This window comes from Schlesneria paludicola DSM 18645 (assembly GCF_000255655.1).
Lineage (GTDB): Bacteria > Planctomycetota > Planctomycetia > Planctomycetales > Planctomycetaceae > Schlesneria > Schlesneria paludicola.
Window position 1 is genome coordinate 2,353 of the sequence record NZ_JH636434.1, and the last position, 24,494, is coordinate 26,846.

Annotated in this window: 19 protein-coding genes and 1 tRNA gene; 15 read left to right on the top strand and 5 right to left on the bottom strand. The window is 55.8% G+C overall.

Annotated features, from left to right (window positions below; all coding sequences use genetic code 11):
• Positions 1 to 888: PcfJ domain-containing protein (locus OSO_RS0100240; RefSeq protein ID WP_010581606.1), on the top strand; the 888-nt coding region annotated here is incomplete at its 5' end.
• Positions 889 to 980: 92 nt separating this feature from the next.
• Here OSO_RS0100240 and OSO_RS0100245 read toward each other — a convergent pair.
• Both OSO_RS0100245 and OSO_RS0100250 read right to left on the bottom strand, forming a co-directional pair.
• Positions 981 to 1,982, bottom strand: coding sequence for an amidohydrolase family protein (locus OSO_RS0100245; RefSeq protein WP_010581607.1), 1,002 nt, complete (start codon positions 1,980 to 1,982; stop codon positions 981 to 983).
• 362 nt (positions 1,983 to 2,344) lie between these two features.
• The gene (locus tag OSO_RS0100250) at positions 2,345 to 2,758 is read right to left on the bottom strand and encodes a hypothetical protein (protein ID WP_010581608.1); all 414 of its coding nucleotides are present in this window, start codon (positions 2,756 to 2,758) and stop codon (positions 2,345 to 2,347) included.
• A 212-nt stretch (positions 2,759 to 2,970) separates the two neighbouring features.
• On the opposite strand from OSO_RS0100250, the gene OSO_RS0100260 reads away from it, so the two are divergent.
• Both OSO_RS0100260 and OSO_RS0100265 read left to right on the top strand, forming a co-directional pair.
• Positions 2,971 to 4,086 (top strand): C2 family cysteine protease, encoded by a 1,116-nt coding sequence (locus tag OSO_RS0100260; RefSeq protein WP_010581609.1) that lies wholly within the window; start codon positions 2,971 to 2,973, stop codon positions 4,084 to 4,086.
• A 207-nt stretch (positions 4,087 to 4,293) separates the two neighbouring features.
• A complete protein-coding gene (locus OSO_RS0100265; RefSeq protein ID WP_010581610.1) occupies positions 4,294 to 6,441 on the top strand; it encodes a tetratricopeptide repeat protein in 2,148 nt (715 codons plus the stop codon).
• Between the two features lie 188 nt (positions 6,442 to 6,629).
• Here OSO_RS0100265 and OSO_RS47235 read toward each other — a convergent pair whose 3' ends face one another.
• Positions 6,630 to 7,634, bottom strand: coding sequence for a metallophosphoesterase (locus tag OSO_RS47235; RefSeq protein WP_010581611.1), 1,005 nt, complete (start codon positions 7,632 to 7,634; stop codon positions 6,630 to 6,632).
• Positions 7,635 to 8,068: 434 nt separating this feature from the next.
• Between OSO_RS47235 and OSO_RS0100280 the strand changes: the two genes are divergently transcribed.
• The 4 genes from OSO_RS0100280 to proB all read left to right on the top strand — a co-directional run bounded on the left by OSO_RS0100280 (position 8,069) and on the right by proB (position 12,276).
• The gene (locus OSO_RS0100280) at positions 8,069 to 8,620 is read left to right on the top strand and encodes an NADPH-dependent FMN reductase (RefSeq protein ID WP_010581612.1); all 552 of its coding nucleotides are present in this window, start codon (positions 8,069 to 8,071) and stop codon (positions 8,618 to 8,620) included.
• A 43-nt stretch (positions 8,621 to 8,663) separates the two neighbouring features.
• Entirely contained in the window at positions 8,664 to 9,665 is a 1,002-nt protein-coding gene (locus tag OSO_RS0100285) for a threonine ammonia-lyase (RefSeq protein WP_029246493.1), read from the top strand.
• 244 nt (positions 9,666 to 9,909) lie between these two features.
• Complete coding sequence (locus OSO_RS0100290; RefSeq protein WP_010581614.1) at positions 9,910 to 11,019, top strand: GSU2086 family protein; 1,110 nt, start codon at positions 9,910 to 9,912, stop codon at positions 11,017 to 11,019.
• Positions 11,020 to 11,133: 114 nt separating this feature from the next.
• Positions 11,134 to 12,276, top strand: coding sequence for a glutamate 5-kinase (gene proB, locus OSO_RS0100295; RefSeq protein WP_010581615.1), 1,143 nt, complete (start codon positions 11,134 to 11,136; stop codon positions 12,274 to 12,276).
• A 215-nt stretch (positions 12,277 to 12,491) separates the two neighbouring features.
• Here the strand turns inward: proB and OSO_RS0100305 are convergent, their stop codons facing one another.
• Entirely contained in the window at positions 12,492 to 13,340 is an 849-nt protein-coding gene (locus OSO_RS0100305) for a sugar phosphate isomerase/epimerase family protein (protein WP_010581616.1), read from the bottom strand.
• Positions 13,341 to 13,590: 250 nt separating this feature from the next.
• Between OSO_RS0100305 and OSO_RS0100310 the strand changes: the two genes are divergently transcribed.
• From OSO_RS0100310 to OSO_RS0100340, 5 genes are all read left to right on the top strand, one after another.
• A complete protein-coding gene (locus OSO_RS0100310) occupies positions 13,591 to 14,064 on the top strand; it encodes an FKBP-type peptidyl-prolyl cis-trans isomerase (protein ID WP_010581617.1) in 474 nt (157 codons plus the stop codon).
• A 97-nt stretch (positions 14,065 to 14,161) separates the two neighbouring features.
• Positions 14,162 to 15,379 (top strand): FKBP-type peptidyl-prolyl cis-trans isomerase, encoded by a 1,218-nt coding sequence (locus OSO_RS51815; protein WP_010581618.1) that lies wholly within the window; start codon positions 14,162 to 14,164, stop codon positions 15,377 to 15,379.
• 145 nt (positions 15,380 to 15,524) lie between these two features.
• Positions 15,525 to 16,118: a 3-isopropylmalate dehydratase small subunit gene (gene leuD / locus OSO_RS41515; RefSeq protein WP_010581619.1), complete on the top strand. Its 594-nt coding sequence runs from the start codon at positions 15,525 to 15,527 to the stop codon at positions 16,116 to 16,118.
• Between the two features lie 130 nt (positions 16,119 to 16,248).
• A complete protein-coding gene (gene purM / locus OSO_RS0100335; RefSeq protein WP_010581620.1) occupies positions 16,249 to 17,265 on the top strand; it encodes a phosphoribosylformylglycinamidine cyclo-ligase in 1,017 nt (338 codons plus the stop codon).
• 558 nt (positions 17,266 to 17,823) lie between these two features.
• The gene (locus tag OSO_RS0100340) at positions 17,824 to 19,257 is read left to right on the top strand and encodes a hypothetical protein (RefSeq protein WP_010581621.1); all 1,434 of its coding nucleotides are present in this window, start codon (positions 17,824 to 17,826) and stop codon (positions 19,255 to 19,257) included.
• A gap of 254 nt (positions 19,258 to 19,511) precedes the next feature.
• Here the strand turns inward: OSO_RS0100340 and OSO_RS0100345 are convergent.
• Positions 19,512 to 19,595, bottom strand: a tRNA-Leu gene (locus OSO_RS0100345).
• A gap of 142 nt (positions 19,596 to 19,737) precedes the next feature.
• Here OSO_RS0100345 and truD point away from each other — a divergent pair.
• The 3 genes from truD (at position 19,738) to OSO_RS47245 (ending at position 24,349) form a co-directional block, all read left to right on the top strand.
• Positions 19,738 to 20,859 (top strand): tRNA pseudouridine(13) synthase TruD, encoded by a 1,122-nt coding sequence (gene truD / locus OSO_RS49320; RefSeq protein ID WP_010581622.1) that lies wholly within the window; start codon positions 19,738 to 19,740, stop codon positions 20,857 to 20,859.
• A 165-nt stretch (positions 20,860 to 21,024) separates the two neighbouring features.
• Positions 21,025 to 23,070: a M28 family peptidase gene (locus OSO_RS0100355; RefSeq protein WP_010581623.1), complete on the top strand. Its 2,046-nt coding sequence runs from the start codon at positions 21,025 to 21,027 to the stop codon at positions 23,068 to 23,070.
• A 106-nt stretch (positions 23,071 to 23,176) separates the two neighbouring features.
• A complete protein-coding gene (locus OSO_RS47245) occupies positions 23,177 to 24,349 on the top strand; it encodes a formylglycine-generating enzyme family protein (protein WP_083842743.1) in 1,173 nt (390 codons plus the stop codon).
• Positions 24,350 to 24,494: the final 145 nt, after the last annotated feature.

The window sequence follows — 24,494 nt, forward strand, 5'->3', positions numbered from 1 at the left end:
ATACCCCAATTTCTTTACCAAGTTTGGAATCAGGCCGAACCTGACGCAAAATGGCTCTGTTGGTTCATCCTCATCGCGCAGGGCGAGGATCTGAGAGCGGCGGCCTCGGTCATGAAGTGGAATCTGAGTCGCAGGATGATCTCGTTTCTGTACGAAGTGCCAAGCGATCTTACCCCAATGCAAGCGTGCCTCTTCGCGGAAGTTCGAAGGCTTGGCGGAACGGAGCGTGATGCTCGGCGATTGATCGCCCATCCAAGTTTTCAACTCGATCCAACGGACGAACCGATCGGTCGAACGGAGCTGAGATTCTGGTACGACGTAACTCGCTGGATGATTAAACATGGCGAACTCATCACGGACGACCAGTCACAATTGATACTTGCGTGGACTGTCCACGAATGGGCGGAGGCCGAACGACTTGGTCGCCGATTCGGAATGAAGGGACGTGCTCTCAGACAATCACTCGAACGCGCTCACGAATACCGACAAGCAAACCTACGCGAATGGAGCCAATACCAGTGGGAACCCCAGGGATGGGATTGGGAATTCGACGACACTGTGATGGGGCAATGGTCTTTCATCGAACTCACGTCAGGTACTCAACTTTTCGAAGAAGGTGAGGCCATGCATCACTGCGTCGCCTGCTATGCTCCAGATTGCGCCGAAGGCACCTCAGTCATTGTCTCAATTCGCAGTGCCGATCAGCGAAGGCTTACGGTCGAGATCAATCCTCGGACAAGACACCTGATTCAAGCCCGAGGGGCCTGCAACAGAAATCCGACTTCAAAAGAACGCGCTGTGATCCAATGCTGGATGGCCAATGTCGTTCGTGATTTCAATCCAAGCCATCGCTGTCCGCCCCAAGCCGACGGCACTGGAAATTTGTGACAAGCGGTCAGTTCGATTCCATGACCAACAACGTCCGCTTTCAATCGCCAATGACCCATTTCAGACTCAAAGACTCGCCTGTCGTTGACTTCTCACTCAAGACCAAACAACCGTCGAGCATTTCCGGACAAAATTTTGGCTTCGATTTCGTGAGGAAGCTGCAAACTAGACAACGCGTCGCGAATCACATCCGGCTCAACCCAGGGATGGTCGCTGGCAAATAGCAACTTATCGGGCCCGAGCATCTCCAGACAGTACTTCATCGCCAGCGGAGCGGGTGAAACAATGTCGAACCAGACCTGCTTCAGGTATTCGCTGGGTTTGCGTGTCAAATATTTTGGGCCGCGTTTCAAAACCTGAGTCTGATGATCGATCCGACCGATCATATACGGCAACGTCCCTCCAAGATGCGGGCAAACGAGCTTCAGGCGGGGATGGCGATCAAGCAGTCCCGACATGATGATTCGTGTCAACGCGATCGTATCTTCGAACATGTTTCCCAATGAACTTGTCATCTCATAGTCTTTCACCAACTCGGTCGTGACCGGTTTCGCGGGATGCAGCAAGATCGGAATATCCAGCTCTTCCGCCTTTGCAAAGATCGGCCAGAACGCGGGTTCGTCCGGAAAACGCCCGGCGAGATTCGTGTAAAGCAGAATTCCCTTCATCGCCAGTTCGCCTACCGCTCGATCAAGTTCAATCAGCGACGCGGTGACATCCTGTAACGGCAAAACGCACAGCCCCAGAAATCGATGGGGATGCTGACGGACGATGTCAGCAATGAAATCGTTCATCACCCGCGCGACTGCGACTCCATCGCTGCCAAACCATTCGGGCCCCGGATCATTAATCGACAGCGCCGTCATCGCGATTCCGTTCGCATCCATGTTCGCCAGTTTCACGGCCACATCCATGTGATGCGGAAAAACTTTGCGATGCCATCCCCCCATTTTCACATAGCGATCACCGTCGCGCCGGTACACCAGCGGATCATCCGATCGACATTCGAGCCGATCAAGAATCTCGGGACAATACAAATGACTTTGGCAGTCGATACTGCGAATAGGGGATGATTCTGGTGCCATCTGCGTCATGGTCGATTGTCTTTCAGTGAGCCTACCAACCTGTTGAAGTTGGGGGGACAGGCACCTTGGCATTCACGATGTCATCGCGGTTTTAAATCTGGTCCGGGCCAGTCGACGCCACTTCAAGAGGCTGATTGGCCTTGTAAGCCGAATCGAAGTATTGAACACCACACCGAGAATGTGAAGCGTCGATATCACCAATCACAGGCCGGGGACTGGCCCATTTTCCCGCTACAAAGCGAAGGATTACTCTGGTCGATGCACTGCGAATTCCAATGAATCGGGGAATTCTGCCTGCCCCCCCTCTTTTCGGGCTGTGAACGGTTACAGCCTCGAGACATCAGATCCCCGCCATTTGTATCTCACGTTGATTACCAATGAACGATGACGACCACCCAACCGAAAAGGGTCGCCCCCACCAACAGCGAAAGAACGATGGTTGCGAGCCGCAAACGGACAACTGTGCGATTGAACCACCAGTATGCTGCAAGTCCGCTCGCCCGCGCCCCGGCAATCGACATCACCGCAAGAAGTCCCAACGAGAAGCACGCCGTAAGGACTTGATCGAAGACCGATTCGTTGGCGGCGACGACAGTGGCCCAGCAAATCACCCAGACAACTGACGGTGCCGACGCCAGCGCCACCACACGCAACGAGAGTCGCAGCGTCTCTTTCAGCGAACGCAAGTCCTCGCGCTGCTCGCCGATGGCGTGATGCCGCTCATCCTCAAATTGCGCAAGCTTTTGCTGCAATTTCGACAATCGTTCGGATTGATCGTGGGCCATCGAATTGTTTTCGAAGAGGACGACAGTTCTTGGAAGCCGCTCTGAGCGTAGCCAATTCCATTCGAGTTTTGTTCAATCTCTGGTGACTTTATGATTAACTCTCTCGCGACATGCGCTGACATTCGATCGCCGCGAAGAAGGTTTCAAGCGAACGGATCGTGACCAATTCTGGACGAATCTTGTATTTTTGGCGTTTCTCGAAGATGAATGTCATGCGCAAATTCAAAGCGTTTGTCCTACCTGCCTGGCTGGTAATCCTGTTGTATCAAACCGTCATCGCTCAGCAAAAGACGCCCAGTCGTAAGCCGTCTTCCGAGACACTTCACCAGTTCGTCGAGAATCACTTCGCGCATTGGGATCGCGACCACAACCACGTTCTCGATGTCACAGAAGTCGATCATGTCATCGAAGACCATGCGGTACACGGACGTCAGGCGGCTCTGATTGTCAGTCTTCGATACCACATGACCGCCCACGGACATCGCGCGACGTTATCCCACAAGGAACTCTTGAAGCTGGTAGAACAGCACGACTTTGTGAATACGGTTGAGCACACCGTCAAGCACCTGCAGACCATTGATCGGCAGCTCTTCCTTCCCACCGATCCAGAACTGGCGACCTTCCACCAGGGGCGATTGAACGACTGCTATCTGCTTTCGGCGATCGCCGCACAGGTGCATCGAAGCCCTCAGGCGATTCGCGAGATGATCCATCCCGAAGTCACGGGAGGATTCCAGGTTGTCTTCGGCGATGGCCAGAAGATCCACGTCCCTTCACTCACAGATAGCGAGTTGCTTCTGGGGGCCAAGCTGGACAACCGACATGGCAGTTGGCTGGCGGTCTTGGAAAAAGCATACGGAATCATTCGCAAACGCGATCACGCCAAAAAGGGCGATCATGCGGCCGTCGCGGCCGGAACGATCCCCACCGAAACCCTGAATTTCGGCAATTCTCGCGTCATCATTTCTTTACTGACGGGCCATCAGGCTGAGTCATTGCATCTCGATGGGAAGACGCATGCCGAACAAGTTCACAATCTGCTACTCGAAATGACGAAGAAAAAACGCCTACTTTGCGCGGGCAAGAATAAAGAACCCGGGCCACCTGCGATCGTCAACAATCACGCCTACGCGATCCTCGGCTACGACGCGCATGAACGACACGTCCACGTGTTTAATCCCTGGGGAAACAATTTCACCCCCATGGGCCAGCCCGGAAAATCCCAAGGTTACGCCACAAAGAACGGCGTCTTTACCATACCACTCAACGAATTCACCTCGCTCTTTTCGAGCGTGGTATACGAAACCCATCAGCCTCTGAAAAAATGAGTGACAGAGCCGGTGACAGATCTGGGGGCTTCTCGCGACTCCAAAACCGATCTTGATACCGAAGAATCGATTGCATTCGTTCGGTCAGTCGACTTTTGGAATCGTACGTGAACTCTGGCCGATGGAAACATGCGCGTCCACATGACAGAATCGAGAGGGCGCGATCACATCGCATGATGTCTGCAAAGGGACGAAAAAGGAACCGCTGTGGACTTGTCGGTCGCCGAATCGCACAACAGATCGAACGGCTCGCGTCGGAAGGCGACGGTGATTTCGGTCGTGATCCTCACGGTGTCGGGCATGATTGCCTACGCAAATAGTTACTCCGGCCCACTCGTCTTTGACGATATCCCGACCATTGCCGAGAGCCCTTCCATCAAAAGTCTTTGGCCGATCGAGGCCGTGCTATTTAATGGAACCGTATCAGCTGTCGGACGCCCGCTCGTGAATCTCTCATTTGCCTTGAACTACGCATGGGGAGGTTTGGATGTTACCTCATTTCACGTCACCAACGTGATCTTGCACCTGCTAGCCGCACTGACCTTGTTCGGGGTGATCCGACGAACATTGGAACGACCTGCCACTGCAGCTTCCTTAAGAGAAAACGCAACTCGGATTGCACTGTTTTGCTCATTGATTTGGATGCTGCATCCTTTGCAGACGGAGTCGGTGACCTACGTTGTCCAGCGTTCTGAATCGCTCGTCGGTCTCTTTTACTTCCTGACACTTTACTGCGCGATTCGAGCGAACTCGTCACCGAGCCCCACATTTTGGACTGTGGCGGCGTTTGCCTCGTGTCTGGGTGGTGTCGCGAGCAAAGAGGTGATGGTGTCGGCACCTCTCACCGTCGTGATCTATGACAGGGCCTTTTCGGGATCGACATTTCGGTCGCTTCTCGATCGACGCCGCTGGCTGTACTTCTCACTGTTCAGCACCTGGATTCCGTTGATTGCGTTCGTTGCTCAAGGTCGCCATGACAGTGCGGGGTTTGGATACGGGTTAAGTTCTTGGGAGTACGCCCTGACTCAGTTTGAGTCGATCACGCGGTACCTGCGTTTGGCGTTCTGGCCAGATTCCCTTGTCCTCGACTACGGCGTCGGCGTCACGAGGAATCTGAACGTCATTATTCCCGCTGCAATTGTTGTTGCACTGTTTGCTTGTGGTTCCCTTGTCGCCATCCGCTACCAATCCTGGATTGCATTCCTGGGGTTCGTCTTCTTTGCTTCGCTAAGCCCCAGCTCCAGCATCATCCCAATCGTCACACAAACGACCGCCGAACATCGAATGTATATACCACTCGTATCGGTCACGATCATTGCTGTCATCACCATCTGGCAAACTTGCGTCCTGATCGTCGGGCGATTTTTTCAAGGAACACCACAATCCAGACTCGAATGGATCGCCCCCAGTGTGTGCTTGTCACTGGTCGCGATTTCCTTTGCCCTTTTGACGCGCGCCCGCAACTTTGAATACGCCGATCCCGTACGCCTCTGGACGAGCAACATCCTGCGATGTCCCGACAGTCCACGTCCCTATCTGCAGATTGCGAAGGAATATCTCGACAGGGAACCTCGAACGGCGATCAATTGGTACGAGCGAGCGTCACGCAGCTATGAACTTGCCCGAGAACGCAATCGCTTAACGCGTCTCATGGACATTCAATTGGCCTCGTCCCACTTCGGTCGAGGGACGGCGTACTCGCGGCTCAGAGAGTTCGAGAATGCACTGGCCGAATTTGATCTGTCGCTGAAACTCGATCCGTCGTTGGTGAATGGCTATTTTTATCGAGGAATGGTGCTGGCCCAGCTGGGACGAGACGATGACGCGTTGATGAGCATTGCAAAAGCGATCGATCTCGAACCAGCCCCGGAACACCTCTTCATATGCGGCGAGATTCTTAGCAAACGCAAGCAGTACACAGCAGCGGTCGCGGACTTGAGCAAAGCGATCCAGATTGACGCGTCCAATCCCTATTTCTATCAATCACGCGGTCATTGCCTGAGAGAACTCGGCCACTACCAACACGCATTGTCTGATCTGAGCAAAGCAATCCAGCTTCAGCCGAATTTCGCAAAAGCCCTCTACGAGCGGGGGCTCACCTTCGCCGCAATCGATCGTCATGCGAATGCCATTGAAGACTTTTCAAAAGCCATTTCACTCTCACAGGAGTTCGCGGAGGTTTATCTGCATCGTGCCAAATCCTTCATCCGTGTCGGCAAGGTCGCTCAAGCACGCGGCGACCTCAACATCTTTGAGACGCGATTTGGAAAGTCGGCACCAGAACTTCGCGAACAGCTTGATGACGTACCCGCGGATTCGGCCACACAGCCCCCTGCCGCAACGCCGCCACAATAGTGGCCCGTTGACACACGGGCCACTGGGCCGTTAGGAGATTGTTGAAGTAACGGGGACTGACTCCGGCCAGATGAACAAAATACCTTCACATCGTAAAGGCCATGGTGCCTGCTCCCCCGTACTTCAACAGGTGGTCAGAAGTTCTGGCGTGCTTGAACTGCAAGCGTCAGCTCACGATTGAAGTTCGACTAAAACACTTCCGTGTGTTCGGGCCGTGGTTTGGGAGCCTGCAAGTCCAGCGAGATCAAGCGACCGCCGCGTTGCCAGTTCGGTGGCCCGTACGCGCCCCAACCACTGACGCGACCATAGGCAAGGTCGATTCCCTGCCAGTCACCATGGTAGTTGTTGACGTGATCGTGTCCGCAGAACACACCCACAACTCGGTGTGACGCCGAAAAGGCTTTAAAGGATTCACCGGTGTCGCTGTCAAAGCAGACACCCTCGGCCTTTTCACCCGTGGCGCGACCTGACTCGAACAGCTCGTGATACTCTTTGAGTGGAATGTGAACAAAGACCGTGATCGGCGATTCCACGTGACGCTCGGCGTCTCGCTCGATTTGACTTCGGAACCAGGCCAGTTGCGGATCGGAAATTCGTCGGTCTCCCGTGGCATGACCCACCTGAAAGAAGAAGAGCGAGGCCTTGGGTGTGGGATTGTCCTTATCCAAAATGTCGTAGCGGTAGCAGTAGTGCCGTCCCGTGGGCGCGTCGATGTATCCCTGAAAACCCCGTTCCATCTTCTGTCGGATGGAATCGAGCGGCAGCGAACCTTCAGCATTCTTGACCGGGTAATCGTGGTTTCCGAAACAGAGAGCCCAGGGAGTTTTCAATCCATTCAGCACATCCATCCCCGTCCAATCGACTCGCTTGCCCGAATCATTGTTGACGAAGTCACCCGTGTGAATGATGAAATCCGGTCGCTCACGTTCCACCAGGCCTTGAAGCATCTTTTCGGTGGCACGATTCGACTCGTCGCCCGGATGAAAATGCGTATCGGCGAGTTGCAGCAAACGGATCGGTCGCGGTCTCGACGGAGTAAACACCAATTCAAAATGATCGGTCGCCCGGGGCCGGATCAGCAAATCACCAAATCGTTGCTCGTTCTCGTCCGCTCGCGCGAACCCGGAAATCGATGGTGCCAAAACCGGCAGACTCGATAGGGCGATCGTTTGCAGAAAGGTACGTCGTTGCATCGGTGCGAGTCTCGACAGGGGGTCAACGAAGGTTGAGCGACACGAACAACAGGTCGATCATTTCATGAGCATATCGCAACGTCGCCGCAGTTTGAAGTTGCGCAAAACCGCTGCAAATTGTTCGGGAATTTATTGAGAACATCGAGTTTCGATGAAGAGCGAGCCCCGGAAGATTCAGGTGAGTGACCAGCACCTCAATTCCACAATGACTCAAGGAAATCACGAACGTCCGCCGTGACCATCACGTGGGACACGTGTCGTATGGCCTGCCGTTGATCACGAATTCGTCGAGCCCACATTCCCCTCACAACCATCACGTCGCATCAACCTCCACCTCTCAATGCGTTGAGTCGCGACTTTCGCGAGCACGCCTGCCTATACTACGCCCACGCTCTGTCTTCGTTTCGTGCAGTTTCTGAGAAGGGGAAATCGTCATGAGTCAGTATCAGATCGCGGTCATCGTCGGCAGTCTGCGCCAGGATTCGTTCAATAAGAAGCTGGCGAATGGCATCGCCAAGCTGGTCCCGTCAGAGTTCTCACTCAAGCAGGTTCAGATTTCCGATTTGCCGCTCTACGATCAGGACGATGATGCCAACCAGGCAGATTCCGTAAAACGACTTAAATCCGAAATCTCGGCGGCGCAAGGGCTTTTGTTTGTGACGCCCGAATACAATCGTTCGATGCCTGGCGTTTTAAAGAACGCCATCGATCACGCCTCGCGCCCCTACGGCCAAAGCGTGTGGGCCGGTAAGCCTGCAGGCGTTATCGGCGCTTCGATCGGCTCGATTGGAACAGCGCTGGCACAGCAGCATCTACGAAATGTTCTCGCCTATCTGGACGTCGCAACGATGGGCCAGCCGGAAGCGTTCATCCATGTCCGTGACGGTCTGTTTGATGCACAGGGAAACATCGGACCGTCCAGCGTGCCCTTCATTCAGAACTGGGTCGACCATTATGTCGCCTGGATCAAGAAACATGTCCAATAATACAAGCCCATCGTCGGCGCCGTCGAACGGTTCAAAAATCGAAATGACCACACGTTTTGCCATCTCCGCCGACGATGTCCGCAGTGCCGCTGCAATGATCGCATCCGTAGCGGTGCGGACTCCGCTGCTGGAGTTCGCATCGCTCAACGCGCTGACCGGAAGTCGGGTTCTCGTTAAGTTTGAAGGCGCACAACACACCGGCTCGTTCAAGTTTCGCGGGGCTTACAACCGTCTCGCGCGGATTGACGCATCCGCAAAAGCGGCTGGCGTCGTGGCGTGGTCATCAGGCAACCATGCCCAGGGCGTGGCGGCGGCCGCGAGGCTGCTCGGGATGCCGGCCGCGATTGTGATGCCCTCAGATGCCCCCATCATCAAAATCGAGAACACACGCGCACTCGGGGCCGAGGTCGTGCTCTATGATCGCGAGACCGAATCGCGAGAAACCATTGCCGGTAACCTTTCCGTGCGCCGGGGCGCGATCCTCGTTCCGTCCTATGACGACCCGTTCGTCATCGCCGGTCAGGGCACGATCGGCCTCGAAATCCTCTCACAGGCAGCGGAAGCTGGTATACGTGTCGGCCAAGTGCTGATTTGCTGTGGCGGCGGCGGCATGACCGCGGGCATTGCGACGGCGATCAAAGACACCGCTCCTGCAACGCAGATCTACTGCGTCGAGCCGCAGGCCTTCGATGACACCGCCCGTTCATTGGCGAGCGGAAAACGTGAATCCGTTCCGAAGGGTGCACGTTCCATCTGTGATGCGTTGATGACGAACAGCCCCGGCGAACTAACCTTTCCGATTAATCAGGCGCTTCTCTCCGGTGCCCTCACAGTGAGCGATGATCAGGTCCGTTCTGCGATCTGTTTCGCGTTCGAGACGATGAAGCTGGTTGTCGAACCCGGCGGCGCGGTGGCGCTCGCAGCACTTTTGGAGGGTCTCGCCCCGCCCGCCGAAGGTGCAACCGTCGTCATCATCTCCGGCGCCAACGTCGATCCAGAACTCTACGCGGCAATCATCACCAAGTCCGGTCGTCGGAATCCATAAACATTTCGACAACGGTCACGGACGACAGATTGACACAGGCTTTGGTGATTAGCCCTCCCCGCCATTCGGGGGCGGACGGGAAATCAAATATACGATCTGATCGGGTCGTCGGCCTGACCGATCCTATCTTTCCTAAATCGCATGTCTGCCGTTAAACTTGCGGTCTTCCCCTGCCCACGCCTCATTTCCGGGGGTGACGGGAACCTCTTCGATAGATCCAACTTACTCGGTCAAGAATTCTGCCATGCACGTTGCCCCGCTGGATTTGAGCAAACTGAAAGTGTTTCCACTCGCGGAACGGACGAGCCTCACTCGTGCCGACGACATCGTGATCGATCCCGATTCCACACCGAAACCGAGTTCCGAGAAGATTGCGCCGCTGATCCGTGACTGTGCGCAGAAAATCCGTGCCGCTCGCGAACGCGGTGCATCGGTGATGCTGATTTACGGAGCGCATTTGCTGCGGAACGGCGCCGCGAAAATCCTGGAACGGATGATGGCGAAAGAGTGGGTCACGCATCTGGCAACCAACGGCGCGGGAACGATTCATGACTGGGAATATGCCTGGTTCGGCGCGTCCACAGAAAGCGTCGAAATGAACGTGAATAACGGCACGTTCGGAACCTGGAACGAAACCGCGTCCAATATTCATTTGGCTCTGATGGCCGGAGCGCTTGATGGGCTGGGATACGGCCGCGCCCTGGGCCGGTTGATTCACGAAGACGGCGTCACGTTGCCCACGCAGGCGGAACTGGCGAGTCTGATCTCGGCCTCACCCGGCCATCCACTCACCCCCGCTCGCGCGGATTTGCTGCGTGCGATGAACGAACAGGGGTGGCCGTCAGGACGGATCAAGATCGAGCATCGATGGAAGTTCGCCTCGATTCTGGCCCAGGCATACAAGCACGGAATTCCGCTGACCGTTCATCCGGGGATCGGATACGACATTATTTCGAACCATCCGGTCTTTAACGGCGGTGTCATCGGACGCGCCGCGGAATGGGATTTCAAGCTGTTTGGCGGGTCGCTCGAGAATCTCGACGGCGGTGTCGTGTTGTCAGTCGGCTCGGCCATCATGGGGCCGCAGGTGTTCGAGAAGAGCGCCAGTTGCGTCAATAATCTCAGGCTGCAAAGTGGTCGTTCGATCGTGAAAGACCACACGATCTACGTCGTTGACCTTCAAGACGGCGGAGGATGGGACTGGACCAAGGGAGAGCCGCCGAAAACGAACGCGGCCTATTACCTGCGGTTCTGCAAAAGCTACTCTCGCATGGGTGGCGCGATGCATTACCTGCAGTCGGACAATGCTACGTTCATCCACAATTTGTATCACCAATTGACGCAACCGGTTTGAAGGGGGCGAGTCCAACGCGGCCGAGGCCGCGTTTCCGCCTCTGTTTTCAAGAATGCGTCGCCCCCCTCGGAACCGGCATCGACGCTCATTTTCTTCAATTCAGAAATCTCTGTTATGTCATCGGATCACCGACGGGACGTTTTGAATCGTGTGCGTACGCTGGTCGTCAAAGTCGGAACGAACGTGCTTTCGACCGACGATGATCGCTTGGATGCCGATCGAATCGCGTCACTGGCCGAGCAGGTGCATGCGATCCGCCAAATGGGAATTCAGCTCGTCCTGGTTTCCAGCGGTGCCATCGGCGCCGGGATGGGATTGCTGGGACTGAAAGAACGCCCCAAAGATCTGTCTCACCTGCAGGCCGCCGCCGCAACGGGACAGGCGCATTTGATCCATCTTTATGACAAAGCGTTTCGACCGCACGGTTACCACGCGGCTCAACTGCTTTTGACCGCGAACGATTTCAAAAACCGTTCGCGATACTTGAATGTGAGAAACACGCTGTTGACACTGGGCGAGTTCCACGTGATTCCCGTCGTTAACGAGAACGACACCGTCAGCACTGCGGAGATCAAGCTGGGGGACAATGATCGACTGGCGGCAATGGTCGCTGGGCTGATTCAGGCCGACCTGCTGATTATCCTCTCCGTCGTCGATGGATTGCTCACCGGTGACCCAACCGACCCCGATAGCCGCCGCATTCCACTGGTGGAACGATTCGACGACGACTTGCTGAACCTGGTCGGCGCCTCCAAAAGCTCTCGCGGCACCGGCGGGATGAAAACGAAACTCGAAGCGGTACGGACCGCGACAGCGGTCGGCGTGAATGTGATGATCGCAAATGGCAAACGGCCGAATGTGCTCTCGGAACTGCTTTCCGGGACAGACACGGGAACGCTGTTTCTGGGGGAAGGCGATGGCGTCTCGGCCTGGAAACGCTGGATCGGCTACACGATGCCGCCCAAAGGTCGACTCGTGCTGGATGCGGGAGCTCGTCGAGCCGTCGAGCTCTTGGGCAAATCCCTACTGGCGATTGGCATCGCCCGCGTGGAGGGCGATTTTGAAAAGGGCGAAGTCGTGTCACTGGTCGACGCGGACGGCGAAGAATTCGCCCGCGGCCTGACGAATTACGACACCAAGGCAACACGCACAATCGCTGGCAAGCGGACGGACGACATCGCCCGCGAACTGGGATCAGTTCCGTACGATGAAGTCATTCATCGCGACAACCTGGTGGTGATCAGCCTCACCAAATAGATCCTGGCGTCTCTCTACCACCACGCGAGAGGAAACCCTTCGCCCACGTGGCTCAACGGTGATATTTCCGAGTATCAATTGCCCGAGGCGTTTCCCGATCACCGGGAAACGCCATCAAGCAACAATCGATCGCAATCGACGGGGCCGTCGAAACACTCGAGGCCAGTTGATTCACCAGCCTGTTGACGATTCCACCGTGACTGTCGGGATCTCCCCTACAGAATCTGGGCTCGCAGACGCTGCAGCAGTGCGGCAGCTGTGCCGATATCGCGGCGTTGACGCTCGCGATCGTGAGCGATCTCTCGCTCGATCGTCAGCGGACCAGTGTATCCGATCTCTTTCAGCGTCCGCAGATAGGTTTCCATACCGACGTCACCTTCGCCGAGCGCCACTTCCGAGCCCCATTCGGCACCGCGTTTCGCTTCGGCGGCCCACTTGGCATCCTTGCAATGAACGCTGCGAACCAGGTGACCAATCTTTTTCAAGGTTTCGATCGGGTTTCCCGTCCCGTACAGAATCATGTTCGCGGGATCGAAATTGATGAACAGATTCTGACGCTGAACATCATGGATGAACTCCAGTAGATGTTCAGCCGTTTCCTGACCGGTCTCGAGATGCAATCGCTGGCCGTTTTTGGCGACATGGTCGAGCAGGTCGCGTGTCACTTCGAGCAGGCCCTTGTAGCTCGCACTTTCCCGATCGCTGGGAACAAAGCCAATATGCATTCCGACGGCGTCACACCCGAGCAGCTTCGTGAAGTCGGAAATTTCCTTCATTTCCTGGGCGCGAGCGGCTCGGGTGGCTTCCGGAACCAACCCCACGGTCGCAGTGGTGGTCGGAATATCCGCGTAACTTTCGCCTTCGAACCCGCCGAATACACAGGTGATGGTGATTCCGGCCGCTTTGCACTGAGCCAGGAATTTATCGGCAACGGCTTGCGTTCGCGTTTCAGCGTGCGGCGAGTGGACTTGGACGGTAGGAATTCCAAGTTCTTTCGCCACATCCAGATGAACGCCCAGTCCCGCGTCAACCGATGCAAAAACTCCGATTTGCCATGGGGGCATGTTGTGTCACTCCAGGGTGGAAAATAAATGAGCCGTCGCCGATGATACGCAGACCGCATTTGATGAGCCAGCGAATCCGCCATTGCGAGCGTATTCACTTCGGAGCGTGCCACTTCGTAATTCGAAGTGACTCGTCCGCTTACCAAACCGCGGCGATCTCCGAACTGAACTGCCAGGAGATGGAACCCTATCGGTCGCGGCAACGTGCCTCGCCGAGAATTGTCTCCCGAATTTGAAATACCCAACCGTTATGTCTCGCTATTGGTCACTTCTGCTGGTTGCGGCCTTCGTGGGTTGTGATCAACCCGCGCCGAAGGAAATCTTCCCCGCACCTCCGAAACAAGTGTTGGTCGAGCCAGGTGAAGTCGACGCCGACGCTCCCGAAGAGTTCACCACGACAGAAAGTGGTTTGAAGTACCGCATCCGACGGAAATCCGACGGTAAGAAACCGACCGTCGAGGACACCGTGCGAGTCCACTACCGCGGCACGCTGGACGACGGCACGATTTTCGATTCCTCGTACGGAAAGTCTGGACAGGCCGCGACATTCCCTCTCAAAGGAGTCGTCGCGGGATGGACCGAAGGCCTGCAACTGATCGGCGAAGGCGGAATGATTGAACTCGAGATTCCTCCGAAGCTTGGCTACGGAGAGAAGGCGATGGGCAATTCCATTCCCGCGAACTCAACCCTGCACTTTATTGTCGAATTGTTGGAAGTGAAATAATCCCCCCTTCGTGAGTGCAGCGGACCGAGGCACAGGCGAGCTTTCGTCAGTCGACCGCGATGGCACTTCAACGTGGATTTCCTGAACCGAGAAATCGATGAAATACCGAACACTCCTGCTGGCAAGTCTGTTGAGCTTGCTTGCGATCTCACCAGAAAGCCTGCCCATGGTTCGCGCCGCGGAAGAAAATGCTAAAGAACCTGGTCCGTCGGATAAAGACGCGCCCAAGGAGTTCACTGCTACGAAGAGCGGATTGAAATTTCGCGTGCTGCGAAAGTCGTCCGACGTCAAGCCGACCGCAAAAGACACCGTCAAGGTGAACTACAAGGGCTGGCTCGACAGCGGCAAAGAGTTTGACTCGTCGTATGAACGCGGCGAATCGATCGAATTTCCGCTGAACGGCGTCATTCCTGGATGGACCGAGGGAATGCAGCTTGTCGGCAAGGGTGGAATGATCGAACTCGAGATTCCCTATGAACTGGGATATGGTCTTCGCGGATCACCACCAGACATCCCCGGAAAAGCGACGCTTCACTTCATCGTCGAGTTGCTGGAAGTGAAGTCTCCGCCATCGCCCGGCAAGTCGGACGATGACGCCCCGAAAGAGTTCACGGCCACCAAGAGCGGCCTCAAATACCGCGTCCTTCGCAAATCGAGCGACGTGAAGCCCACCGCGAAAGATACGGTCCAGGTCCACTACAAGGGCTGGCTCGACGACGGTAAAGAATTCGACTCGTCCTATGACCGCGGCGAACCCATCGAGTTTCCTCTGAACGGTGTCATCCCCGGCTGGACCGAAGGAATGCAGCTCGTCGGCAAGGGGGGAATGATCGAACTCGAAATTCCCTATGAACTCGGTTACGGAGTCAAAGGTGCACCACCTCAGATTCCCGGAAAAGCAACCCTCCACTTCATCGTCGAACTGATCGAAGTGACGCCGCCGGTCGAACCAGGTCCGGTCGATGCGGACGCTCCCGAAGAATTCACGACAACCAAGAGCGGCCTCAAGTATCGGGTACGGCGCAAATCTGACGGGACAAAGCCGTCTGCCGATGACACCGTTAAGGTTCACTACAAGGGTTGGCTGAATGGCGGAAAAGTTTTCGACAGCTCATACGACCGAGGGGCTCCCATTTCGTTCCCACTGGGCGGCGTGATTAAGGGCTGGACCGAGGGAATGCAATTGATCGGCGAAGGCGGCATGATCGAACTGGATGTTCCCTACGACCTGGCCTACGGCGAACGGGGACGGCCGCCAGTGATCCCCGCCAAGGCCCAGTTGCACTTCCTGGTGGAACTGCTCGAAGTCAAATAGTTCCACAGCCACTGTTTGAGAGGATCTCCCGCAGGCTCGTTGCCTTGCTCACAGCGGGTTGGCCGAATTGTCAATTCGGGTTTGGATCTCCAGCAGTTTCACGTTTCCGTTTTGTGTTCCATTTTGTGATAGACGAGTTTCGACGATGCAAACCATCACTCAGGTCTTTGGTAGCGGTGTTCCTCTGTTGCTGGACGATATCGATACCGATCGAATCATCCCCGCCCGATTTCTTCGCTGTGTGACGTTCGATGGACTCGGTGACCACGCGTTCGAAGACGACCGCCTGCAGGATAAGTCGCATCCTTTTGACGATGCTCGGTTCAAATCGGGATCGATTCTGGTCGCGGGTCGCAACTTCGGTTGCGGCTCGTCACGCGAACATGCTCCTCAGGCGTTGATGCGCTGGGGAATTCGGGCCATTATCGCCGAATCGTTTGCCGAGATCTTCTTCGGCAACTGCACCACCCTCGGCATCCCCTGCGTCAGTGCGTCACGTGCAGATCTCGATCGTCTGGCTGCGGCCGTGACCACGAACCCCGTGCAGCAGATCACCGTTGACCTGATCGCCAAGCAAGTCCGCTCCGGCGACATCGTGGCCAATGTCACGATCCTTGAGAGCGCTCGTCAATCACTCAGTACCGGCAACTGGGACTTTTTGGGACAGTTGCTCGAAGGATCAACGGAAGTCAAAAACACGGCGAACCACCTGCCGTATATGACCGGTTTCAAGGCCTGATTGCGAATCATTTGGCAATCGGCAATTGTTCGCTGTTGCCTGACTTCAAATAGTCTTGCAACAGCGCTGCTCAGATCCGCACACGCAGCGTCTCGAGCGACCTCGAATTTGGCGACGATCGGAGCGTCCAGTGAAGTATCGCGTCAATATCGACGAGGCAAATACAACGAAGGCGGGCTTTAGCGCGCTCCTCGACGATCGCAATCCGCGACTGCTCAATCGAGTCGGTGCGTTCTCGTCACTATTTCTGCTGGATGTGAAGCGATTCCAAGAGCCAGTCCTTGTCCTGAAAACCGAAGAACCCGGTTCGAAGCAGGTCCTGGCATTCGCGCACGATCGAATTGAATCGATCTGCTATGACATGATCAACCATTTGATCAACGACTGCATCGTGATGGGCGCGGAGCCACTCGCGGTGCAGGATCTGATTGTGTGTGGGAAGCTCGAGAAGGCGATCGCCACTCGAATCGTGGCTGGGGTCGCCGCCGCGTGTGAAGCCCAAGGGTGCGGACTGACGGGCGGCGAAACCACGGAACAGCCGGATATCGTTCCTGTGGGAACGTATATTCTTGGCTCCAGCATCGTCGGTGTTGTTGAACGCAGCCAGATCATCGACGGCTCAAAAATTGTTCCCGGCGATGTGGTTCTGGCCCTTCCGGCCTCTGGTCCGCACACCAACGGATACACGCTGATCCGCGATCTCCTGAAGCGAGATCCGTCGTTATCGCAACAACCCGTCGGCAGTTCGTCATTCCTGGATGCTGTACTCGAGCCACATCGGTGTTACTACCAATCGCTCAAAGGATTGTTTGCGGACGGAGTGATCTCGGGACTCGCCCACATCACAGGCGGCGGAATCAAAGAAAACCTCGACAGAATCCTGCCCAAAAACGTCAACGCCAGGATCGACCTTGGGTGTTACAGACCCAATCCGGTTTTCACTGTGATTCGTCAGGCGTCAAAACTGCCTGACAATGACATGCTGCGAACGTTCAATCTGGGAGTCGGCATCGCACTCGTCTGCCCTCCCGCACAGGTACGACCAATCGTCGACCATCTGAAGCAGCATGGCGAGGACGCCTACGCAATCGGCGAGATCGTTCCCGGCAACGGCGTCGTCGAGTGCCACGGAACCGTGGCTTACTAGTCGAGTTCGTCTCATGACGAGCCGCGTCTATTCGACTCATCTCGCGGACGCGGTTGAGTGTGCCCTGTCGTGTGATTTGTTACGGCATCGATCATTGGGCACCTTCGTAAGGGGTCGCCCTGACCTGGACGACGCTTCGCCGATAGCGGTCGCGCGCCTGAATTGACAATCGATCAATCGTCATTCACTCGGCTTGTGACACGTTGCGTTCGCATTCCCCTCTGATCGCGGGACTCACATTCTGCGAGAACAGGCAGTATCACGCACTTTGCATTTCAAACAAGTTCTCGGCCGCCGCGCAATGACGTCAGGATCAATCGTCGAACCGAAATTCGGCACGGTCCCTTTCGCAAACTAGAGCAATTCCGTCTAATAAAAGACGTTACACCTGAGTCGACTCGCAAATCTCAGATCGATCAGTGTTCGTATCGATCTGAGACGTTTCTTTGCCTCCTGAAATACGCAACGCATTCGTGTCGTTTTCTATGCCATTCGATTGTCGATTGTTATCGAAGCCAGTCCCACTTATTTCAGCCCGCTGTCAAAGTGAGAAGCCGAGTGACAGAAACACAATTTGTCTATCGAACCGGAATAGCGTCGAAAAACCGACTCGCCTCCGCAGCGCTCGTGTTTCAAATGCTGATCATTGGTATCACGCTGTCCCTCACCGGTCGCTTCAATGCGACGATGACAGATGATTCGCCGGGCTATCTTGAGTTTCCATTTCACTCATTTGACGCGGCCCTAAGAGACATTCGGACACCTGGCTACCCTAGCTTTCTGAGATTGGTGACACTGGCAACCGGATCCTACGAGGCCGCACCTACTGCCCAATATTTTGCATTCTGTGGCGCGATCCTGGTTTTCTATTTCGGCCTCTCTCGTAATGTCGCATCTGGGTGGAGCGCCGCCGTCATTGCGGGCTCACTCCTGACGACGAATATCCTTTGGCTCTATGTTCAGACGATTACGACGGACACGCTGGCGGCCGCAGCAGGAATCGCGGCGATGGGGTTCATTCTGCAGTCACACGGACACGAGGGTCGAACTGGCTGGGCGCTCGCAGGAGTGATCGCGTCCACGACCGCCGCCTGGCTCATCCGTCCCGCCTATCTGTTCCTTGTCCTCGTCGTGCCAATCGTTCGCACGCTGTTGCACCTTAAGCACGCGCCACGCGAAGAGTTGACGTACGGACGAATTGCACAATATGGCGTGAAATCGTTAACGCTCGCCTGCGTTCCAGTTTTTTGTTGGTGTCTCTTGCGGTTGTGTCTTGTCCAAAGCTTTGGCGTCGTTTCATTTGGTGGATACAACCTGGTGGGTATCGCAGGCCAATTCTTAGGTTCCGAACAGGTCGCACAGCTTCCTGCGGATCTTCAGCCACTCGCCCGGCTGGCCCTCAATTACCGAGATCAATTGCCCGCCAATTCCCTGCAGATGTTAGACGCTGACAAGCTGAATTACTTGCGCATCGAAAACAACTATGACGTCACGATCTGGCACGTGTTCACTCCTGCCGCGCGTGAACTCTATGGAAACGATCCAAGTGTGATGAACACGCAACTCCGAAAACTAGCGACAGCCACACTGCAGAGCGAGTCACGCAGCTATGCCGTGTGGCTCGCAAAAGCATTGCGGCAAGGGGTCTACAAGATCGTGTCTGACTTTGTGTTGAATCCCTTTGGCCTGATGGTCACGGTGATCGCGACAAGTGCGGCGATATTAAGGCTCGCGAGGACATGGCAAAGGCGCGTCGTTCACACACCAACCACGGTCGCACATGTCACCGAGATTCTCTTTGTGATGACCTTCTTTTATGCGGTCATGAACTTAGTCGAGACAATTCTCGTGTGCCCTCCTCTGGGCCGGATGACGGATGCCGCCGCCGTCATGCTAATGCCACTCGCCACGGCACTGATGCTACAGCAGTTTGTCGTGACGCAGGCGTTCGCCAGCAGGCACGATGAGAGCCTTGGGCAGACCAAATTCTGAGCGTGAATGCCGATTTGCAGACGGGGCATGCCCTTCGTTGTCTGTGGAGATGGAGGCTTCCTCGCAGAATCCGATCCATGCTTGCACGAAATGCCGGCAACGTCTGCTGGAATCGCATCGGCCAATCAGACGCCTGAAGTCGCGAACCTCATGCCCTGGATCGCTCACTACAGCGAGTTTCAAGCAAAACACCTCTCCATAATGGCTCATGGAGAGGTGCGGCACCCGGTTGAAAGGTCTCACCTTTCAGAAAATGCGAGAGGGGGGAGTCGAACCCCCACACCGATTAAGGTACAGGATCCTAAATCCAGCGCGTCTGCCAGTTTCGCCACTCTCGCGTGGACTGGTATTCTAGCAGCGGATGGTCATGATCAGCAATTGCACCGCAACGAGATTCGCCTCGTTTCGTCGACAGAACAGTCGGCCCAGCTGTTGCGACCGCCACATTCTTCCTCTGCCTTGCGTAATTTGGACTTCTTGATGACCTCCGGACAACCAAAACCACTACCGTATTTAACAGCCGATCTCCCGGGAATTGGCGGCCGGCTGAAAGATCATCCTGCCGATTTTGTCGTTGAAGAAATTCCGGCGTACGAACCATCCGGCGCCGGCGAACATCTGTACCTCTGGATCGAAAAACACGACCTGCCCCACGACGTTTTGTTACGACGGCTGTCCAAAACGTTGGAAATCTCGCCAAACGATATCGGAACCGCAGGAATCAAGGATCGCCGCGCCATCACGCGGCAATACGTTTCTGTCCCCGCACGCGCAGCGGCGCGCGTCGAATTGCTCGACTCGCCTGAACTGCGCGTGTTGCGAACAGGCCTGCACGGGAACAAATTACGCACGGGTCACCAGCGTGGGAATCGCTTCACCATCACAGTACGCGAAGTGAACGAAGATGCCGATCAGCGCGCTGTGGCGATCGCGGATGTCGTTCGCAAAATCGGGATTCCGAACTATTACGGCGAACAGCGGTTTGGGCGAGAAGGACAGACGTTATCGCTGGGCCTTGATTTGCTTGCCGGGCGCGCCACTCCCCGCGATATCCCCTTTTCGAAGCGAAAGTTCCTGCTGCGCCTGGCACTCTCTTCAGTCCAGTCGGACCTCTTCAATCAAGCACTCGCAGCACGCCTTAGCGACGGGCTGCTGCAGACGGTTCTGCTGGGCGACGTCATGGACGTCATCGAGTCGGGTGGAAAGTTCATCGTCGACGATGTCGCTCGCGAGCAGGCCCGGCTGGATGAAGGACTCTTAGCCGTCACGGGACCGATGTTCGGCGTCAAGATGCTGACGCCGAACGGCGTTCCGGCCGAGCGGGAAGCGATGATCCTTGAGCAGTCGGGGCTCGGTTCGGCCGACTTCGCAAATTATGCACAACTCATGTCGGGGGCGCGACGTCCGTATCTCATCCGCCCAGGCGATCTGGTTGTCACTCCCGTCGAACAGGGAATTCAGTTTGAACTGTCGTTGCCAGCAGGCACGTATGCGACAGTCCTGTTGCGGGAATTCCTGAAGACAGACGACGCTGGCGACAATCCCCAAGGTGCCGGGCGGACCGATGAATCCGTTGACACCCCGAGCGAATCGGACGCGTAAGGCGTGGCAACGGCCGCCAATCACGGACATCTCACGCTCTGCACAGATGAAATTCCAGTCAGGTCGGAGGCGACCATAAAGGACGTGTCCACTTCATCTTGGCTGGGCAGCAACGTACAATCATGCAGACATCGGAAGGCCGCGGAACTGCATTGAAGGGTGATCATGCTGCGTGTGATGATAGTGTTCGCCAGTCTTGGATTGCTGGTTTGCTCATGGGCCCTGCCGGTTCGTGGCGAAGCCATTCCGAAAACGAACGAACGGCTGCTCGACGACATCAAGTTTCTCGCATCGGATGAACTTGAAGGCCGTGGTGTCGGCACGCAGGGAATCAACGTCGCGGCCGAGTTCATCAAAAGCCATTTCGCGAAATCAGGACTGGCCGTCGACCGCGTCGATGGTGACGCGTTCCAGAAATTCGACATCACAACCGGATCGAAGCTGGTTGACCCCAAATCTCTTCAGCTGATCGGCCCTGACGGAAAAACAATCGAACTCACGATTGGCTCCGATGTCGAAGTCTGCTCGTTCGGTGGGAGCGGAAATTTTGAAGGCGATATCGTCTTCTGCGGCTACGGGATTGACGCAACGGATGATCCGCATGCAGAACCTTCGGCCGAAAACAAATCCGACTCCCTGAAATACAACGATTTTGCCGGGATTGATGTGGAGGGCAAAGTCGTCATCGTGATGCGACGGAATCCTCGTCAGGCCGATCCAAAAAGCCCTTTGGGCGCCGAACATGGTGTCTCGCGTTTTGCCGACCTGAAGTCGAAGATGAACACACTCGCAGCCTACAAAGCCGCGGCCGTCCTGTTCGTGAATGATCCTTATTCCGGAAGGAAGTCGGCCGAGAGTCGACGTGAGAATCTGGCGAAGCTCAACGAAAAAGTCACCATCGCTGCCGAAGAGTTTCTGGCGATCGAACCCGCTGAAGCCGACAAGGTGACCGCCGCTCGGAATAAGCTCGCGGAAGTCGTCAATCAGGCGAAATCGTTGAAACAGTCAGCCGAAACGGCGAATGACGATGCCTTGATGAAATTTGGCTATGCTGGAAACGGTGATACGCGTTTTCCACCGACGTTTCATGTTCAGATCAAGACCTGCGATGAGATGCTGGCCGCGGTGCACACCGATTTGGCCAAGCTCGAATCCGAAATCGATTCCGATATGAAACCACGATCCCTCGTCGTGACAGGATGGAAGGCAAAAGGAGCAGCCACCGTTGAAAAGGTTCGCAGTGACGTCTTCAACGTCATCGGAGTGATCGACGGCGAAGGCCCCAATGCAGACGAAACGATCGTGATCGGAGCCCACTATGATCATGTCGGCCGTGGCGGCGCCAATTCGCTCGCGCCCGGCTCAACCGAAATTCACAATGGGGCCGACGACAATGCCTCGGGCGCCACGACGCTGCTCGAACTGGCGCGTCGATTCGGTGAACACGCCAAGACAAAGAAGCCGGGGCGACGGCTGGTCTTTATCGCTTTTACGGGTGAAGAACTGGGACTGCTCGGATCGGCACGGTATGTCAAATATCCCGTCTTCCCCTTGGATAAGACGGTCGCCATGTTGAATATGGATATGGTGGGTCGCTTGAAGGAGGATAAGCTGATCGTCTATGGCACGAAGACCAGCTCAAATTGGGAATCCGAATTGAACCAATTCAACGCCACAACCCAATTCAAACTCATCTTCAAGCCGGAAGGATTTGGTCCCAGCGATCATTCTTCGTTTTACGCGAAGAAGATTCCCGTGCTGCACTTTTTCACAGGCGAGCATTCCGATTATCACCGTCCGAGCGACGACTGGGACAAAATCAATATCGACGGAATGCGTCGCGTCGCCGATCTGATGGAGCAAGTGGTTATTGCGACCGCTGAACAGCCCACTCGCCCCGACTATCTGGAAGTCAAAGGCGTAGGTGGCCCCACCCGTAGTGGCAGCCGCCCCTTTGTCGGAACGATCCCGGAATTCGGCAATGAAGATCCTGGGTATGCGATCAGTGGCGTCTCACCCGGTGGCCCCGCTGAAAAGGCCGGCCTCATGGGCGGCGACCGGATCATTCAACTGGGGACGCACAAAGTCCAAAACCTGGAAGACTATGACGCCGCATTGCGAAAATTCTCCGCAGGCGATGAAGTCGACTTCGTCGTCGTACGAGACAAAAAAGAGCTCACGCTCAAAGTCACAATGGCACCTCCCCGCTAGCCATCGGGGATCATTCTTCGATGTGGCGACGGGGAATTTCTCAGTCACTCGACTTCGACGATGTTCCGTCAGCAAGCAACAGTTCGGAACCTGAGAGGGTGAATGGATGATGCGAAGACGAGTTCCATCCGCTACCGCGCTGCTAGTTGGGCTGCTGTGGCTGACTGGATGCGGAAAAACAAGTTCGGCCCCGGCGGCTCCAGTGGCACTACCGCCGCAGACACCGTCGCCCGCGCCAGTGAGCCCCCTCGTAACAAGCGCATCGTCCACGCCTCGCTCCACAGAAAAGTCGCCCCCCTCAAAATCGTCGCTCCCACCAAACACCGACCCAAAGAATCTCTTCCTGGTCAGTGCAGTGGGAGAATCGACCATCGTCGAATCGCTCAACGCCACACTGCCGTCGGACGAATTCACGCTCGCCACTGCCGATACGGCGAAAGACTCGACGCAATTCGTCGTGAATTCGGTCGGAATACCCAGTCAGCCACAGTATTCCGGCAGTGGGAAAGCAGACCCAAAATTCGTCCTCCCCAAAGGATTCAGTCCCGTAAAGGCATGGGGGTACAGTGACGACGGCCTGCCGATGCGAATCGAATGCAAGAAAACAGAATCGGTCCTGGCATTGGTTCCTGCGGGCACTGCCATCATTGGTTCCGATGAGGGAGATTCCCAATGCCGCCCCTCGTTCAAAGTGCAGCTCGATACGTATTACATGGAACTCCTTGAAGTGACCGTCGAAAGCTACGAACGCTATCGATCGGACCTCCGCGAAAAGAAGAAGCCGGCCCCCGCCGCGGCTGGCAATGCATCCGGCGATCGACGTATGCCCGCCATGGGCGTCTTGTTCCCCGCCGCGCAGAGTTACGCCCGGTGGGCAGGAATGGAACTGCCCACCGAAGCTGAGTTTGAAAAAGCCGCCCGTGGCCCCACCGGACTGCGGGCGCCTTGGGGAAATGGCAAGTCGTTATGGAGCAGTCGAGAGGTGACCACCGTTGGTTCCTACGCGGCCGATTGCAGCGTCTACGGCATTTTTGATCTCGCCAATAACGCCAAAGAATGGTGCTCCGATCACTACTCGGCAACCGCTCACAAAGACGCGGCCGCCACGGCGAGCGAAAAGGAACTTCATAATTGGGCTGGCCCCAAGACGGTCAAAGATATGAACCTGCGAGTCGTCAAAGGGGATGGCCCCGATTGGAGCGCCTGGCATCGAGAGGGACACGACATCAGCAAGGGTCACCCGGACATCGGCTTTCGTTGCGTCTTGCGGATTAAGTGACGACGGCAGGCCACAAGACTGATTATGATCGGTTTCTCTGCATCGTGATGAACAAGTTCGAAGGGATTTTCCAGGACGAGCACATTCACACATTGCGATGGAACTCAAGACTGAGTCCCGTTCATCGCCGAAGTATCGGCGGAAC

Bases quoted from the DNA above. Each gene is read 5' to 3' on its own strand.
- OSO_RS0100245 (WP_010581607.1), bottom strand. From the start codon at position 1,982: ATGACGCAGATGGCACCAGAATCATCCCCTATTCGCAGTATCGACTGC.
- OSO_RS0100250 (WP_010581608.1), bottom strand. From the start codon at position 2,758: ATGGCCCACGATCAATCCGAACGATTGTCGAAATTGCAGCAAAAGCTT.
- OSO_RS0100260 (WP_010581609.1), top strand. From the start codon at position 2,971: ATGCGCAAATTCAAAGCGTTTGTCCTACCTGCCTGGCTGGTAATCCTG.
- OSO_RS47235 (WP_010581611.1), bottom strand. From the start codon at position 7,634: ATGCAACGACGTACCTTTCTGCAAACGATCGCCCTATCGAGTCTGCCG.
- OSO_RS0100280 (WP_010581612.1), top strand. From the start codon at position 8,069: ATGAGTCAGTATCAGATCGCGGTCATCGTCGGCAGTCTGCGCCAGGAT.
- OSO_RS0100285 (WP_029246493.1), top strand. From the start codon at position 8,664: ATGACCACACGTTTTGCCATCTCCGCCGACGATGTCCGCAGTGCCGCT.
- OSO_RS0100290 (WP_010581614.1), top strand. From the start codon at position 9,910: ATGCACGTTGCCCCGCTGGATTTGAGCAAACTGAAAGTGTTTCCACTC.
- proB (WP_010581615.1), top strand. From the start codon at position 11,134: ATGTCATCGGATCACCGACGGGACGTTTTGAATCGTGTGCGTACGCTG.
- OSO_RS0100305 (WP_010581616.1), bottom strand. From the start codon at position 13,340: ATGCCCCCATGGCAAATCGGAGTTTTTGCATCGGTTGACGCGGGACTG.
- OSO_RS0100310 (WP_010581617.1), top strand. From the start codon at position 13,591: ATGTCTCGCTATTGGTCACTTCTGCTGGTTGCGGCCTTCGTGGGTTGT.
- OSO_RS51815 (WP_010581618.1), top strand. From the start codon at position 14,162: ATGAAATACCGAACACTCCTGCTGGCAAGTCTGTTGAGCTTGCTTGCG.
- leuD (WP_010581619.1), top strand. From the start codon at position 15,525: ATGCAAACCATCACTCAGGTCTTTGGTAGCGGTGTTCCTCTGTTGCTG.
- truD (WP_010581622.1), top strand. From the start codon at position 19,738: ATGACCTCCGGACAACCAAAACCACTACCGTATTTAACAGCCGATCTC.
- OSO_RS0100355 (WP_010581623.1), top strand. From the start codon at position 21,025: ATGCTGCGTGTGATGATAGTGTTCGCCAGTCTTGGATTGCTGGTTTGC.
- OSO_RS47245 (WP_083842743.1), top strand. From the start codon at position 23,177: ATGATGCGAAGACGAGTTCCATCCGCTACCGCGCTGCTAGTTGGGCTG.